General features: G+C 56.5%; 12 protein-coding genes. 10 read left to right on the top strand and 2 right to left on the bottom strand.

The genetic code is table 11. The features are described 5' to 3' along the window. The first annotated feature begins 125 nt into the window (after positions 1-125). The 5 genes from pstS (at position 126) to ACZ2IA_RS16980 (ending at position 5,618) form a co-directional block, all read left to right on the top strand. Complete coding sequence (gene pstS / locus ACZ2IA_RS17000) at positions 126-1,163, top strand: phosphate ABC transporter substrate-binding protein PstS (RefSeq protein WP_470293780.1); 1,038 nt, start codon at positions 126-128, stop codon at positions 1,161-1,163. Between the two features lie 148 nt (positions 1,164-1,311). Further along, positions 1,312-2,274 carry a phosphate ABC transporter permease subunit PstC gene (pstC, locus tag ACZ2IA_RS16995; protein WP_470293807.1) on the top strand — a complete coding sequence of 321 codons (963 nt, stop codon included), beginning with the start codon at positions 1,312-1,314 and terminating at the stop codon, positions 2,272-2,274. Positions 2,275-2,291: 17 nt separating this feature from the next. Beyond that, on the top strand, positions 2,292-3,140 hold the full coding sequence (pstA, locus tag ACZ2IA_RS16990) for a phosphate ABC transporter permease PstA (RefSeq protein ID WP_470293779.1): 849 nt from the start codon (positions 2,292-2,294) through the stop codon (positions 3,138-3,140). A 12-nt stretch (positions 3,141-3,152) separates the two neighbouring features. Further along, positions 3,153-3,917 carry a phosphate ABC transporter ATP-binding protein PstB gene (pstB, locus tag ACZ2IA_RS16985; RefSeq protein ID WP_470293778.1) on the top strand — a complete coding sequence of 255 codons (765 nt, stop codon included), beginning with the start codon at positions 3,153-3,155 and terminating at the stop codon, positions 3,915-3,917. Between the two features lie 228 nt (positions 3,918-4,145). Beyond that, the gene (locus tag ACZ2IA_RS16980) at positions 4,146-5,618 is read left to right on the top strand and encodes an inorganic phosphate transporter (protein WP_470293777.1); all 1,473 of its coding nucleotides are present in this window, start codon (positions 4,146-4,148) and stop codon (positions 5,616-5,618) included. Positions 5,619-6,168: 550 nt separating this feature from the next. Here the strand turns inward: ACZ2IA_RS16980 and recG are convergent. Continuing rightward, the gene (gene recG / locus ACZ2IA_RS16975; RefSeq protein ID WP_470293776.1) at positions 6,169-8,214 is read right to left on the bottom strand and encodes an ATP-dependent DNA helicase RecG; all 2,046 of its coding nucleotides are present in this window, start codon (positions 8,212-8,214) and stop codon (positions 6,169-6,171) included. 856 nt (positions 8,215-9,070) lie between these two features. Between recG and ACZ2IA_RS16970 the strand changes: the two genes are divergently transcribed. Both ACZ2IA_RS16970 and ACZ2IA_RS16965 read left to right on the top strand, forming a co-directional pair. Beyond that, on the top strand, positions 9,071-9,571 hold the full coding sequence (locus tag ACZ2IA_RS16970) for a hypothetical protein (protein ID WP_470293775.1): 501 nt from the start codon (positions 9,071-9,073) through the stop codon (positions 9,569-9,571). Between the two features lie 272 nt (positions 9,572-9,843). Next, entirely contained in the window at positions 9,844-10,458 is a 615-nt protein-coding gene (locus ACZ2IA_RS16965; RefSeq protein ID WP_470293774.1) for a hypothetical protein, read from the top strand. 80 nt (positions 10,459-10,538) lie between these two features. Here the strand turns inward: ACZ2IA_RS16965 and ACZ2IA_RS16960 are convergent, their stop codons facing one another. Then, on the bottom strand, positions 10,539-12,284 hold the full coding sequence (locus ACZ2IA_RS16960; protein WP_470293773.1) for an ATP-dependent nuclease: 1,746 nt from the start codon (positions 12,282-12,284) through the stop codon (positions 10,539-10,541). Positions 12,285-12,350: 66 nt separating this feature from the next. Between ACZ2IA_RS16960 and ACZ2IA_RS16955 the strand changes: the two genes are divergently transcribed. The 3 genes from ACZ2IA_RS16955 to ACZ2IA_RS16945 all read left to right on the top strand — a co-directional run bounded on the left by ACZ2IA_RS16955 (position 12,351) and on the right by ACZ2IA_RS16945 (position 13,655). Beyond that, the gene (locus ACZ2IA_RS16955) at positions 12,351-13,085 is read left to right on the top strand and encodes a recombinase family protein (protein WP_470293772.1); all 735 of its coding nucleotides are present in this window, start codon (positions 12,351-12,353) and stop codon (positions 13,083-13,085) included. Positions 13,086-13,087: 2 nt separating this feature from the next. After that, on the top strand, positions 13,088-13,255 hold the full coding sequence (locus tag ACZ2IA_RS16950) for a hypothetical protein (RefSeq protein ID WP_470293771.1): 168 nt from the start codon (positions 13,088-13,090) through the stop codon (positions 13,253-13,255). A 94-nt stretch (positions 13,256-13,349) separates the two neighbouring features. Beyond that, positions 13,350-13,655 carry an H-NS histone family protein gene (locus ACZ2IA_RS16945; protein WP_470293770.1) on the top strand — a complete coding sequence of 102 codons (306 nt, stop codon included), beginning with the start codon at positions 13,350-13,352 and terminating at the stop codon, positions 13,653-13,655. The last annotated feature ends 6 nt before the right edge of the window (positions 13,656-13,661 follow it).

Genomic DNA, 13,661 nt, shown 5'->3' with positions numbered 1-13,661 from the left:
ATAGAAGGGATATGCGCAGCGTCCAACCGGCCGGCCCGGCGACAATCGACTACGTGTAATATTTCTGAAAAGAACTGCGACTAGGATGCGCCCATCACAACTCACGCCGCTAACTTGGAGTTCGCATGAAAACCACCGTTCGTTTGGCCGCATCGCTTGTCCTGTCGACCGCTTTCGTCGGTTCGGCCTTTGCTGCCGACATCACCGGCGCCGGAGCCACCTTCCCGTACCCGCTGTACGCCAAGTGGGCCGAGGCCTACAAGGGCAAGACCGGTAACAACATGAACTACCAGTCGATCGGCTCGGGCGGTGGCATCAAGCAGATCCAGTCGAAGACCGTCGACTTCGGCGCGTCCGACATGCCGCTGAAGCCGGAAGAACTGGAAAAATCCGGCCTGCTGCAGTTCCCGACCGTGATCGGCGGCGTGGTGCCGGTGGTCAACGTGCCGGGCGTGGGCGCCGGCCAACTGAAGCTGACCGGCCCGCTGCTGGCCGACATCTACCTGGGCAAGGTGTCCAAGTGGAACGACCCGGCGCTGGCCAAGCTGAACCCGAGCGTGAAGCTGCCGGACCAGAAGATCACCGTGGTGCGTCGCTCGGACGGCTCGGGCACCACCTTCCTGTTCACCAACTACCTGTCGAAAGTGTCGCCGGAGTGGAGCAGCAGCATCGGCTCGAACACCGCGGTGAGCTGGAAGACCGGTGTCGGCGGCAAGGGTAACGAAGGCGTCGCCAACTACGTGACCCGCATCAAGGGTTCGATCGGCTATGTCGAGTACGCTTACGCCAAGCAGAATAAGATCGCCCACGCTTCGCTGCAGAACGCCTCGGGCAGCTTCGTGCAGCCGGACGACGCGACCTTCAAGGCCGCGGCCGCCAACGCCGACTGGAAGAAGGCACCGGGCTTCTACCTGATCCTGACCAACCAGCAGGGCAAGGACAGCTGGCCGATCTCGGGCGCGACCTTCATCCTGATGCACAAGAAACAGGACAAGCCGGCACAGGCCGAAGAAGCACTGAAGTTCTTCGACTGGGCGTACAGCAACGGCGACGGCATGGCCCAGAAGCTTGACTACGTGCCGATGCCGGCCGCCACCAAGACGCTGATCCGCGACAGCTGGAAGCAAATCAGCGACGCCAATGGCAAGGTGCTGTGGAAGTAATTCGCCCCTGAGCGGGTCGTCGGTCGAGCCCGATCGACAACCGGGCGAAAAGGCCGGGGATACCCTCCCCGGCTTTTTGTCTTAACTCTAAGAGCTTTGCATGGACAAGTACCCGAACGAGCAATACCTGCAGCGTCAAGAGCTTGGCATGGGCAAGTATCAGAACGCGCAACACCTGCAGCGCCAGCTGTTGCTCGACAAACTCTTCCGATTGCTGACCCGCAGCTTCGCCTTCCTGGTGTTGGTGCTGCTGGTCGGCATCCTGCTGTCGCTGCTGGTCGGCGCGCTGCCGAGTATCGAGGCGTACGGTTGGCGCTTCCTCACAAGTAGCTCCTGGGACCCGGTCGGTAGCAAGTTCGGCGCGCTGGTGCCGATCTACGGCACGCTGGTGACCTCGTTCATCGCGCTGTTGATCGGCGTGCCGGCCAGCTTCGGCATCGCCTTGTTCCTGACCGAGCTGTGCCCGGTGTGGCTGAAGCGCCCGCTCGGCATCGCGGTGGAACTGTTGGCCGGCATTCCGTCGATCATCTACGGCATGTGGGGCCTGTTCGTGTTCGCGCCGTTCTTCGGCGAGCATATCCAGCCGTGGCTAATCGAGCACGCCGGCGAGTGGCCGCTGGTCGGTTTCCTGTTCCAGGGCGCGCCGATGGGCATCGGCATCTTCACCGCCGGCCTGATCCTGGCGATCATGATCATCCCGTTCATCGCCTCGGTGATGCGCGACGTGTTCGAGATCGTACCGACGATGCTGAAGGAATCGGCGTACGGCCTGGGCTCCACCACCTGGGAAGTGGTGCGTTACGTGGTGCTGCCGTACACCAAGACCGGCGTGGTCGGCGGCGTGATGCTCGGCCTGGGCCGCGCGCTCGGCGAGACGATGGCGGTCACCTTCGTGATCGGCAACTCGAGCAACCTCGCCACCGGCCTGTTCGAGCCGGGCAACTCGATCGCCTCGTCGCTGGCCAACGAGTTCGCCGAAGCGAACGGTAAGCTGTACCTGGCCTCGCTGATCGAGCTGGGCCTGATCCTGTTCTTCATTACCTTTGTCGTTCTTGCCTGCTCCAAGCTGCTGCTGTTGCGCCTGAAGAAGCAGGAAGGCCGACCGACCTGACGCGAGACTCCTAGATAATGAATCCCGCCATCTATCGGCGTCGCCGTTTCGTCAACGCGTTCAATATGGCCGCGTCGATGTTCGCCATGTTGTTCGGCCTGTTCTGGCTGGCCTGGATCCTGTGGACGCTGTTCGCGCACGGCTTCGCCGGCCTGACGCTCGACGTGTTCGCCCAGAGCACCCCGCCGCCGGGCAGCGCCGGCGGCCTCGCCAACGCGATCTACGGCAGCCTCTTGATGACCTTGTTCGGCACACTGTTCGGCACGCCGGTCGGCATCCTGGCCGGCGTCTATCTGGCCGAATTCGGCCAACGCGGCTGGCTCGCGCCGGCCACCCGTTTCATCAACGACATCCTGCTGTCGGCGCCGTCGATCGTGATCGGCCTATTCGTCTACGAGGTGTACGTGATCTCGGTCGGCCACTTCTCCGGCTGGGCCGGCTCGTTCGCGCTGGCATTGCTGGTGATTCCGGTGGTGGTGCGCACCACCGAGAACATGCTGCGCCTGGTGCCCAACAGCCTGCGCGAAGCGGCGGCGGCGCTCGGTGCGCCGCAGTGGAAGGTGATCATGCAGGTGACGCTGCGCTCGGCCAAGGCCGGGGTGATCACCGGCGTCCTGCTGGCGGTGGCGCGGATTTCCGGCGAGACCGCGCCGCTGTTGTTCACCGCGCTGAACAACCAGTTCTGGAACAGCAATATGAACCAGCCGATGGCCAACCTGCCGATGGTGATCTTCCAGTTCGCGATGAGCCCGTACGAGGACTGGCACACGCTGGCCTGGGCCGGTGCCTTGCTGATCACCCTGTCGGTACTGACCCTGAACATTCTTGCTCGCTGGCTCGCCAGCCAGAAAACCGCTTCGCATTAAGGCTTGACGGACATGACCATCAACACCACCAAGCTCCAGGTCAACGACCTGAACTTCTACTACGGCAATTTCCACGCGCTCAAGGGCATCAACCTGCAGATTCCGGCCAAGAAGGTCACCGCCTTCATCGGCCCGTCCGGCTGCGGCAAGTCGACGCTGCTGCGCACCTTCAACCGGATGTTCGAGCTGTATCCGGGCATGCGCGCCGAAGGCGAAATCCTGCTCGAGGGCGACAACATCCTCGGCAGCAGCATCGACGTGAACCTGCTGCGTGCCAAGGTCGGCATGGTGTTCCAGAAGCCGACGCCGTTCCCGATGTCGATCTACGACAACGTTACCTTCGGCGTGAAGCTGTACGAGAGCCTGTCGCGTTCCGAAATGGACGACCGGGTGGAGTGGGCGCTGAAGAAGGCGGCGCTGTGGGAAGAGGTGAAGAACAAGCTCAAGCAGTCGGGCAACTCGCTGTCCGGCGGTCAGCAGCAGCGTCTGTGTATCGCCCGCGCGGTGGCGTCGAAGCCGGAAGTGCTGCTGCTCGACGAACCGACCTCGGCGCTCGATCCGATCTCGACCGCGCACATCGAGGAGCTGATCCACGAGCTGAAGGAGGACTACACCATCGCGATCGTCACCCACAATATGCAGCAGGCCGCACGGGTGTCCGACTACACCGCCTATATGTATCTGGGCGAGCTGATCGAGGTGGACGACACCGACCGGATCTTCACCGCGCCGAAGAAGAAGGCGACCGAGGATTACATCACCGGCAAATTCGGCTAAAAAAAAGTCGGCCGAAGTCTTGACAACCCCCGCCCGACGCGGGGGTTTTTCGTTATTTATTAGCCGCTTAGCCGGCTACCCAGACGTAATAACCCTCCATCCGTCAAGGATTGCCAGCCCCGGCTGTGCGATTCGCACCAACGCCGTAGCAAAGTTGACTTATCCACTTGACGCAACCGGCCCAGCCGCCAACAATCGCGCCTTCTTTAAAACATATGCGTAACAGTCATGCTGGACCTCTTTTCAGGGTTGGACATGTATGTGGCCATAACCCTGGTCCTGTCGTTGGGATTTGTCCTCGCCTTCGAGTTCATCAATGGCTTTCACGATACCGCCAACGCGGTCGCGACCGTCATCTACACCCAGTCGATGAAGCCGCAGCTGGCCGTGGTCGCGTCCGGCCTCTTCAACTTCCTTGGTGTGCTCGCCGGCGGCCTGGCTGTTGCCTACGCCATCGTGCACCTGCTGCCGGTCGACCTGCTGGTTTCGGTCAACACCGGCAAGGGCCTGGCGATGGTGTTCGCGCTGCTCGCCGCGGCGATCATCTGGAACCTCGGCACCTGGTACTTCGGCCTGCCGGCGTCGAGCAGCCACACCCTGATCGGCGCCATCCTCGGCGTCGGCATCACCAATGCGCTACTCAACCACGGCGCGGCGGCCGACGGCATCAACTGGGCGAAGGCCATCGACGTCGGTATGTCGCTGTTGGTCTCGCCCTTGGTCGGCTTCCTGGTCGCCGGCATCCTGCTGGCGCTGCTGCGCCGCTTCATGCCGCTGTCGAACGTGCACAAGTCGCCGTTCCAGCGTCAGCAGATCGAGGGCCGCAAGCACCCGCCGTTCTGGACCCGCTTTATGCTGATCCTCTCGGCGATGGGCGTGAGCTTCGCGCACGGTTCGAACGACGGCCAAAAGGGCGTCGGCCTGATCATGCTGGTGCTGATCGGCATCGTACCGGCCAAGTTCGTCGTCAATCTGGACAGCACGCCGTACCAGATCGAACGCACCCGCGACGCCGCGCTCCACCTGCAGAGCTTCTACAACAGCAACCAGGTGCTGATCGCCAACACCTACCCGGCCAAGGCCGACAGCGCGGCGAGCGCGGCCGGCAACGACCACTGCCGGCTGGCCGACACCAATGAGCGGGTCCATACGCTGCTCGGCCTGCTCGGCGACACCCCGAGCTACCGGCGCCTGAGCGCCGCGCAGCGCTGGGAAGTGCGTACCAACCTGCTGTGTCTGGACGAGTCGGCCAAGCTCGCCGCCAAGCTGCCGGGGCTGAAGGAAGCCGACAAGCAGCACATCGCCGAGCTGCGCAAGGACCTGTCGGCTACGACCGAGTACGCGCCGCTGTGGGTGATCCTGGCGGTGGCGACCGCGCTCGGCGTCGGTACGATGATCGGCTGGAAACGCGTGGTACTGACCGTCGGCGAGAAGATCGGCAAGAAGGACATGACCTACGCCCAGGGCGTCTGCGCGCAGCTGACCGCGGCGGTGTCGATTGGCCTCGCCAACCTGTTCGGCATGCCGGTGTCGACCACCCATGTGCTGTCGAGCGGTGTGGCCGGCACCATGGTCGCGGAACGCGCCGGCCTGCAGTGGTCGACCATTCGCAACATCCTGCTCGCCTGGCTGTTCACGCTGCCGGCTTCGATGGGGCTGGCCGCCGGCCTGTACTACGGCGCGACGCTGTTGCTCGGCTAAGGTCGGCCGAGCACCCAGCACAAAGCCACCGCTCGCGGTGGCTTTTTTCTTGAGCCGCTAACGAGCGCATAGCCGAGTTTCTGCGTAGCTAAAACCCTCCCGGTGTTGTTGCCCTGCCGTACTACTTGTACGGTCTGCGGCAGGGCGGCGAGCAGAACCGCTTCGCTGGGTTTTGTTAGCGTCTCTTATTTATTGCATTTTGCATTCGGCCGGTTTGAGCCAGGTCAAGCGCTCGTGCCGGAACCATTGATGGCCATTTTATAAAAAAACTAATATGGCGGGGCTTCATCATGGTTTCTCCTTTGTTGTTTGCAGCAATCCCTTTCGCCCCAGCTCCTCCGTCGGGGCCTTTTTTTGGCCGATCCGCCGCGGCTGTCGACACTTGCCTTTCTATGAAAATTCTTTTTTATTTAATTCTTGAAGAGAAGATAAATAGCTTCTACCATGGCAGCTCATTCATCATGGTTTCTCCTTTTTGTTGCTTACCACAACAAAGCCGCCCCGACTGCTTCGTACCAGTTCGGGGCGTTTTTTTTGCCTGCGGCCGGCGTCAGGCCTTGAGGAACTGCTCGCGTCCGGCCAGCCAGCGCGCCAGGTGCGCCTCGGCCTCGTTCGGCCAACGTTTCAGCATTTCCGGCGCCAGCTGGCGCGCCTCTTCCAGCAGTTCAAGATCCTCTTCCAGATTGGCGAAGCGCAACATCGGCAGGCCGCTCTGGCGCGCGCCGAGAAACTCGCCGGGGCCGCGGATATGCAGGTCCTGGCGGGCGATCTCGAAGCCGTCGGTGTTCTCGAAGATCACCTTCAGCCGCGCCTTGGCGAGCTCGGACAGCGGCGTCTCGAACAGCAGCACGCAGACGCTCTTGGCGCTGCCGCGGCCGACCCGGCCGCGCAGCTGGTGCAACTGAGCGAGCCCCATCCGTTCGGCGTGCTCGATCACCATCAGGCTGGCGTTCGGCACGTCTACCCCGACCTCGATCACCGTGGTCGCCACCAGCACCTGCATCCAGTTGCCGGAGAACTGCCCCATCACCTCGGCTTTCTCACTAGCCTTCATCCGACCGTGCACCAGGCCGACCGCGAGTGGCGCCAAATCCTCAGTCAGTTGCTGGTGGGTGTCGACAGCAGTTTGTAGCTGCAGCGCTTCCGACTCCTCGATCAGCGGGCAGACCCAGTAGGCCTGGCCGCCCGCGGCGCAGGTGCGCCGCACGTAGTCGACCACCTCGTCGCGGCGTGCCGCACCAACCAGCTTGGTGACGATCGGGGTGCGGCCGGGCGGCAGCTCGTCGATCACCGACACGTCGAGGTCGGCGTAGAAGCTCATTGCCAGCGTGCGCGGGATCGGCGTCGCCGACATCATCAGCTGGTGCGGCTCGCCGCCCTTGTCCTTCAGCGCCAGGCGCTGGCCAACGCCGAAGCGGTGCTGCTCGTCGACGATGGCGAGGCCGAGGTTCTGGAACGCCACGTCGCCCTGGAACAGCGCGTGGGTGCCGACCGCCAGCCGGGCGCGGCCGTCGGCCACCGCGGCGAGCGCCTCGGTCTTCTGCTTCTTCTTCAGGCTGCCGGACAGCCAAGCCACCTCGATGCCGAGCGGCGCGAGCCAGCCGGACAGTTTCAGGAAATGCTGCTCGGCGAGGATTTCGGTCGGCGCCATCAGCGCCACCTGGAAGCCGGCCTCGATCGCCGCAAGCGCCGCCATCGCCGCGACGATGGTCTTGCCGCTGCCAACGTCGCCCTGCAGCAAGCGATGCATCGGGTGCGGCTTGGCGAGATCAACGAGGATTTCACCGACCACTTTCTGCTGCGCACCGGTCAGCGCGAACGGCAGCGTGGCCGTCAACTGACCACGCAACTCGCCGTGATCGGCGATCACCGGCGCGCGCCCCTGGCGGCGGGCGCGGTACGCGAGCCGCATCGACAGCTGCTGCGCCAAGAGCTCGTCGAACTTCAGCCGCTGCCAGGCCGGCAGGTTCGGGTCGGTCAATGCCTTGGCGGAAAAGTCGGGAGTCGGCGAGTGCAAGAGCCGCACCGCGTCGGCGAACGGCACCAGGTCCAGCTTCTGGCGGATCTCGATGGGCAGGGTGTCGGCCAGCGATTGCGCCTTCAGCTCGCTCTGCACCAGGCGGCGCAGCACCGGCTGGGTCAGGCCGTTGACGGTCGGGTAGATCGGCGTCAGCCGCTCGGCGAGCGGCGCCCCCTCCTCCACCTCGCGCAGTTTCGGGTGGACCATCTCGTCGCCGTGAAAGCCGCGGCGGACCTCGCCGAGCGCGCGAATGCGTTTTCCCTTGGCGAGTTGGCGCTGCTGCGAGGGGTAGAAGTGGATGAAGCGCAGCACCAGCGTGCCGCTGCTGTCCTCGATCTGTACCACCAACTGCTTGCGCGGCTTGAACTGCACCTCGGCGGCGATCACCTCGCCCTCGACCAGCACCGGCGAGCCGTACGGGGCGTCGACGATGCGGAACAGATGGGTTTCGTCCTCGTAGCGCAGCGGCAGGTGCAGCACCAGGTCGAAGCGGCTACGCAGGCCGAGTTTTTCCAGTTTCTTGGCGGTGGCCGGGGCGGCCAGCACCGGCTGGCGGGCAAGGTCGATGGCGTTCATGAGGGGGATTGTAAGGGATTCGTCGTGATTGGGCGGGGATGCGGGTGGTTTTCACTCGTTATCGTTATGAAATTGGTGGCATTTGTGAAAAGGGTAGCGTTGTCGGTCTCGCCCGACTGGCGACCTCCTTTCTTTGCTTCGCCAAAGAAAGGAGGCAAAGAAAGGCGACCCCACGACGCCGGCCCGCTTTGCGGGCTACCCTGCGGGCGCCACGGCCAACGGGCGGCTGCGCAACTCGCGCCGACTGCGTCGGCACTCGGACAGTGCTCGCCGACACCTCCCGTTGACCGTGACGTCCTCGGCGGCGTCGAAGGGGATTTGGTGGTCGTGGGTGGCCGTTGTGAATCAGACAGGTAACTCTGTTTTGAGGGTTGGGATCGTAACTGTGGATAAAACCGCAGGTGGTGCTGTTGCTGTGGATAAATGGCAAGATTGACCGAAAGCGCTGATGCTCGATCCGGCCGGATAAGACAGGCTTCGGCCAACCTTAGTGAATAGTGAATCAGCCCGCAGACCACAACGGCTTTTAAACCTTTACGAATCCGACTACGCCGCAATCGTCCTGCCCGTCCCCTTTGCGCTGCCGAGCGATCGTCAAGCGGCCGGGTCTTAAGCCGCCGCTTGTTCGAGTGGGCGGACGTTAGCCGCCCGCGAGTTCGGCGGCGCCTGGCCGCTTGGCAGGCGTGAGGGAAGCCGAAGGCCAGGATATGTGGGTCTATTAACCACTGTTTATGTCATTGACAAAAACTACGAACAATGTATAATGTCAAATCATTTTTCAATCATAAGTAAAGGCTGGTACTCACGTCATCCACTGAAAGTACCTAGATTTGTTCAACACACTAAAGGTACTTCCATGGATTATATTGAATACCAGCATGAGCAATCCGTTGCTCACTTTCTTGTCCAGCAGTTTCTCGCCTCTGCCTCCACTGGCAACCATCTAGCAGTAGTTCTTACCCTAAAACAGGGTATCCGTTTGTACGGGTCGATTTGGGAACCAATTACCAGATTGGAATGCGAAAGGCTCGCCGAAGAGATTCTTAAGCGGCTAAACCGTGCAGTCTTTGGCAAAGCCTATCAACGATTTCATAAGAAAGTGAAAGTGCTTTGCTCTCTAGAAGGCGAAACTTCAGGGCAACGTTTGCACCTAAACTTTGCAATAGAAATACCTGACGGGCGTAGCAAGAAAGAGGTCGAGAAAAAATTTGAAAGCAGTCTAAATGGGCTACGTTGGATCGAGGGGCGCCGTAAATTTATTAAACCTGTAGAAGCCCTTGAAGAATGTAATCGCTGGGCTGGCTATATAAATAAAGAACCGAATTCAGCACTAATTAATCTTTGTAATTTTTCATAAGTACTCACGAAAAATGAAACTCAACAATTTGTACTCCCCGCCTTCATCTACCCCCACCCATGGTGGGGTGTCCCTTTGCATAAGCATGTGGACTTCATTTTTCCTATCGAGCTTGTCGGTGCGTGTTAGTCATCCTAGCTACGGAACTATCGTTGAAGATGAGAGCACCAAACAAGGATCGCATAACTGCACCTTGTTAAGGGTAGGTATTGTCTAAAGAAACGTAACTGTTATGAAGTACCCTGCCAATATTAAATCCTTGATGCTGAAAAATGATCGACATAAAGACAATCATATCTCTTTTTAGAAAATCATACACATCATTCATTATTCTAGTAGTTTTAGGTAGTGTCTTGCTGGTATGGTTCTTTAATGAATATAAGGCTCTTTTGCAACAAAGAGACGACCTATCAGGTCAGTTAAAATCCGTTGCAGAGCAGAAAATAAATTTTGAGCGATATAAGTCAGAGCAACTAACAGACCTTAATAAACGTACCTTAGATCTTGATAAGAAAGAATACATTCTTAATCAAGAGATAGAGAAATACCAAGGTCAGGTTAGTACACTGAAACAACGGTATAATGATATTACTGTTGCCGCTGCAGAACTGGGGCGAGAGAAGGCTTCTGTTAGCCAGATTCAACTTACTAAAGAAGCAGAAGTAAAAATACAAACCCTGATGTCCGAGTTCTCGGCACTTGGTGTCGACTTGGATGAACAAGTGCACTGTGATGATCAAGCCGGTCAGCAGCGATATAATAGAGCAAAAGCTAAATTTTCAGAGATAGAAGCAGTTGTAGATGCAGCCGGCTTAAGACAGAAATACAGTGGTTTTTTGTTTCATAATAGAGGCCCCGCCTATCTTGGCTGCACCAGGCTGAAGTAGCTCTCCCTTCATTGTTAAAAGTAAAGCCCCAAATGGGGCTTTACTTTTTTTTATCTAACGAATGGATGTAATCTTTCCGATCAGCCATTCGCTTCATGAACAAACTTTACCAGTTGCTTGATTTGCTTATCAAGGTCGAAGCAGTCTAATTGTGCTTTTGATTTCTCCACTTCTCTAGCGATCTTAACTTTGTCGACATTATCATGTACTTTCCCTTTGCCATCCACAAAGGGAAGTACATGCTCATACTTTCCCGTGGCTAACTGTTTAGAGTATCTTCCGTCATAAACAGTAGCTAATGCTACTTCCATCGTTGCTTGGTCAACATAATTTTCTATCTCTCTTCCTGCTGTTACCCATGCGAAGCCAGGCCCCTTGTCAAACTCTTCGATGACTCTCTTTTTGGTTCCATTGAGAGGCTTTTGAGCGCTGGACTTATCACTATCGATTAAGATTACAGCATTCCTGTTGATTCTACGAAGTGAAATGAACTCAGTAACGTCAGGATCTTCAGCGCTTAAATGACTTAATAATCTTCCACCATAGAACATAATCGAGTAATGAATTCCCTCTACTAGATCAGAGTCTATACATGAAATCCAATGTCGTACGTAAATTCTATCAGAGGGACCCTCGACCCAAATAATCGCATTGGACTGCAGAATGTCCGATGCGCGATATCCTAAGTCCCTGCAGATCCCATGTTTTAGAGCCGATGTTGGTGCGTGACTAACCTTTGTCTCACCATCATGATTCGTTACATGGAAGATCTGCGCATTAAATCCATCAATAAAAGAAGCCGAATGAGTAGCGATGAAATATTGATTTGAAGTATTGTCAATCAAATACCTCATGAACTTCCGTTGTAATAATGGGTGAAGGTGAATCTCTGGCTCTTCGATACACACTACACTGTTACTTGTTAAAGTACAGAATGCAGCCATCATGATGACTTCATGAATACCCGTCCCTAATGAGGAAAGAGGCAATACCTTATCACTCATATGAACAAGAATATGCTCGCGATCATGTGGTATTTCTATTCTTGCCGACTCGTTATCTGTCACCGCCCTAAGGAACTGGTTGATTTTTTCAAAGGTATCTCTTTTCCAAAGCTCGGTAAATTTCGGGTTTTGTAACTCCGCAAGTTTATCAATTACCCCCTTGCCGCTATAATCGTCAAATTCCTCGCCTTTTTGTCCGACTTCCCTTATTGCAGGTATCAAAACAACACTAGGAATATTAAGTTCTGTATGGTTTAGAAGTGCGCTTAACGTGCCAGGTATCCAGTGTTCCCTCAAGTCCCCATCTCCGAGACGTGTTAAGGCCGCCCAAATATGTTGCCACTGTTGTGGTGCTAACTTATTAATTAATGCGGACTCATCAGCGTAGCGAAGCTTAACTAAGCCTTGTACTGGATCAAGGTCAATCCAAACAAGGTCATCCCTTTCAATGGCTGATAATACTATCTTGATATAATCAAGAATAGCTGACGAATTACGATTAGTTTTATAATCCTTTAACGAAGGAAATTCAAAAAGATGTGAAGGGATGCCAATGGAAAATGAGGTTTGATACAATGAGGCACCAAGGTGCAAGTCTAATGGGTCGATATTAAAATTAGACCTTGATCCTGTCGGCCTTTTTTTGCTAAAAGAAATGCAGTCACGTAGGTACTTGGCAATGAAAATCAGGATGCACGACTTGCCGGCATTGTTGGGGCCAATGAATATATTGATGTTGCCAAATTGGCTAATAACTTGTTCACTTGACCCAATGCCTCGAAAGTTTTTCAAAGAAATGCCATGTATAAACTTTTGCAGCATGTCAGCTCCGGCGGATGGTGATTAAATATACGGCGTGCTTCATAACTTCGCAGGCGAGTAGATTGATTGGAACATGGTACAGCCAACTTTGTCCAAAAGGTTCACCTTTTGGTCCATCTCAGCTCTTCATCGTTGCTTGGTGGACCATTGCTGTTGATTTCAAATTTGGTCCATGAAATAATTTGGTCCAACGTAAATGAACCAGACAGTGAGGCCAGCATGGCAGTGATTGGCTATCTGAGAGTCAGCACCGACGACCAGACAACAGAGAATCAGAAGAAAGCCATCGAGGAACGCTACAAGGTGGACAGATGGTATGCGGATGAAGGCGTTTCCGGCAGCGTAAAGGCTCTAGAACGGACTGCTTTCAAATCGATGTATCAAGACTACCTTCGAGACGAAGATATGCTGATAGTGGCTGCTGTGGACCGTCTAGGGCGGGATACGATCGATGTTCTCAGTACAGTCAATGCGTTGACCGATAAAGGGGTCCACATCATCAGCTTGCGAGAAGGTTTCGATCTGTCGACCCCAATCGGGAAAGCGATGTTGACTATGCTGGCGGCAGTGGCTGAACTAGAAAAAGCAAACATCAAAGAACGTCAGATGGCTGGAATAGTCAGAGCCAAGGCGGAAGGTAAGGTGTGTGGCAGGAAGAAAGCCATCGATGATGCTGAGGTGGTGGCTTGGCGTGCTGCGAATCAAGCCAGCATCAAGACGACGGCTGAGTTCTTTGGTATTGGCACCAGTAGCGTGAAACGTGCCCTCTTAGCATACAAAATTCGTGAGGCAAGGCCCTAACAATGAACGATATTCAGCGCGAGAACAATCTGGTTGAGAATTTGCTTCTGGTTCATCGTATCATCGGTGGCTTTACAGGCTTACAAAAGCCTGACGAGATGAACTATCTGGGCAGCGAACGTTGGCATGATAACTGCTTCGCGACTCACGAAGGCTCAGATCTCTCATGATTGCCTAATCAGATCAGACACATAACATAGAAGCGTCAGCGTTACTGACCGCCACATGATCGATTACCACCGACTTTCTTACCAAGGAAAACACATGGACCTCAAAAGTCTGGACTACCCGCAGCTGATCGCTCTGAAAAACGATGTTGAGCGTGAGCTGAAGTCCCGCGAGAGCGAAGAGAAGGCCAAGGCCAAGCGGCAGATCATGGATCTGATCAAGACCTATGGCCTGAGTGCAGATGAAGTGCTGGGCAAGGCTAAGAAAGAGCGTGCCCCGGTTGAAGCAAAGTACCGCAACCCGGCTGATGCGACTCAAAATTGGTCCGGCCGTGGCCGTAAGCCGCTCTGGGTACAACGACTGTTGGATACGGGCAAGTCACTAGAAGATCTGGCGATCTAATCACTC

The sequence above is a fragment of the Crenobacter sp. CS_VA4 genome (assembly GCF_055597485.1).
Note: the sequence above shows the minus strand (reverse complement) of the source record. Positions and strands in the feature narration are given on the sequence as shown.

What these genes read in the sequence shown, in the direction of transcription:
- ACZ2IA_RS16970 (WP_470293775.1), top strand. Translation starts at nt 9,071, where the DNA reads ATGGATTATATTGAATACCAGCATGAGCAATCCGTTGCTCACTTTCTT.
- recG (WP_470293776.1), bottom strand. Translation starts at nt 8,214, where the DNA reads ATGAACGCCATCGACCTTGCCCGCCAGCCGGTGCTGGCCGCCCCGGCC.
- ACZ2IA_RS16965 (WP_470293774.1), top strand. Translation starts at nt 9,844, where the DNA reads ATGATCGACATAAAGACAATCATATCTCTTTTTAGAAAATCATACACA.
- pstS (WP_470293780.1), top strand. Translation starts at nt 126, where the DNA reads ATGAAAACCACCGTTCGTTTGGCCGCATCGCTTGTCCTGTCGACCGCT.
- ACZ2IA_RS16945 (WP_470293770.1), top strand. Translation starts at nt 13,350, where the DNA reads ATGGACCTCAAAAGTCTGGACTACCCGCAGCTGATCGCTCTGAAAAAC.
- pstB (WP_470293778.1), top strand. Translation starts at nt 3,153, where the DNA reads ATGACCATCAACACCACCAAGCTCCAGGTCAACGACCTGAACTTCTAC.
- ACZ2IA_RS16980 (WP_470293777.1), top strand. Translation starts at nt 4,146, where the DNA reads ATGCTGGACCTCTTTTCAGGGTTGGACATGTATGTGGCCATAACCCTG.
- ACZ2IA_RS16950 (WP_470293771.1), top strand. Translation starts at nt 13,088, where the DNA reads ATGAACGATATTCAGCGCGAGAACAATCTGGTTGAGAATTTGCTTCTG.
- ACZ2IA_RS16960 (WP_470293773.1), bottom strand. Translation starts at nt 12,284, where the DNA reads ATGCTGCAAAAGTTTATACATGGCATTTCTTTGAAAAACTTTCGAGGC.
- pstC (WP_470293807.1), top strand. Translation starts at nt 1,312, where the DNA reads ATGGGCAAGTATCAGAACGCGCAACACCTGCAGCGCCAGCTGTTGCTC.
- pstA (WP_470293779.1), top strand. Translation starts at nt 2,292, where the DNA reads ATGAATCCCGCCATCTATCGGCGTCGCCGTTTCGTCAACGCGTTCAAT.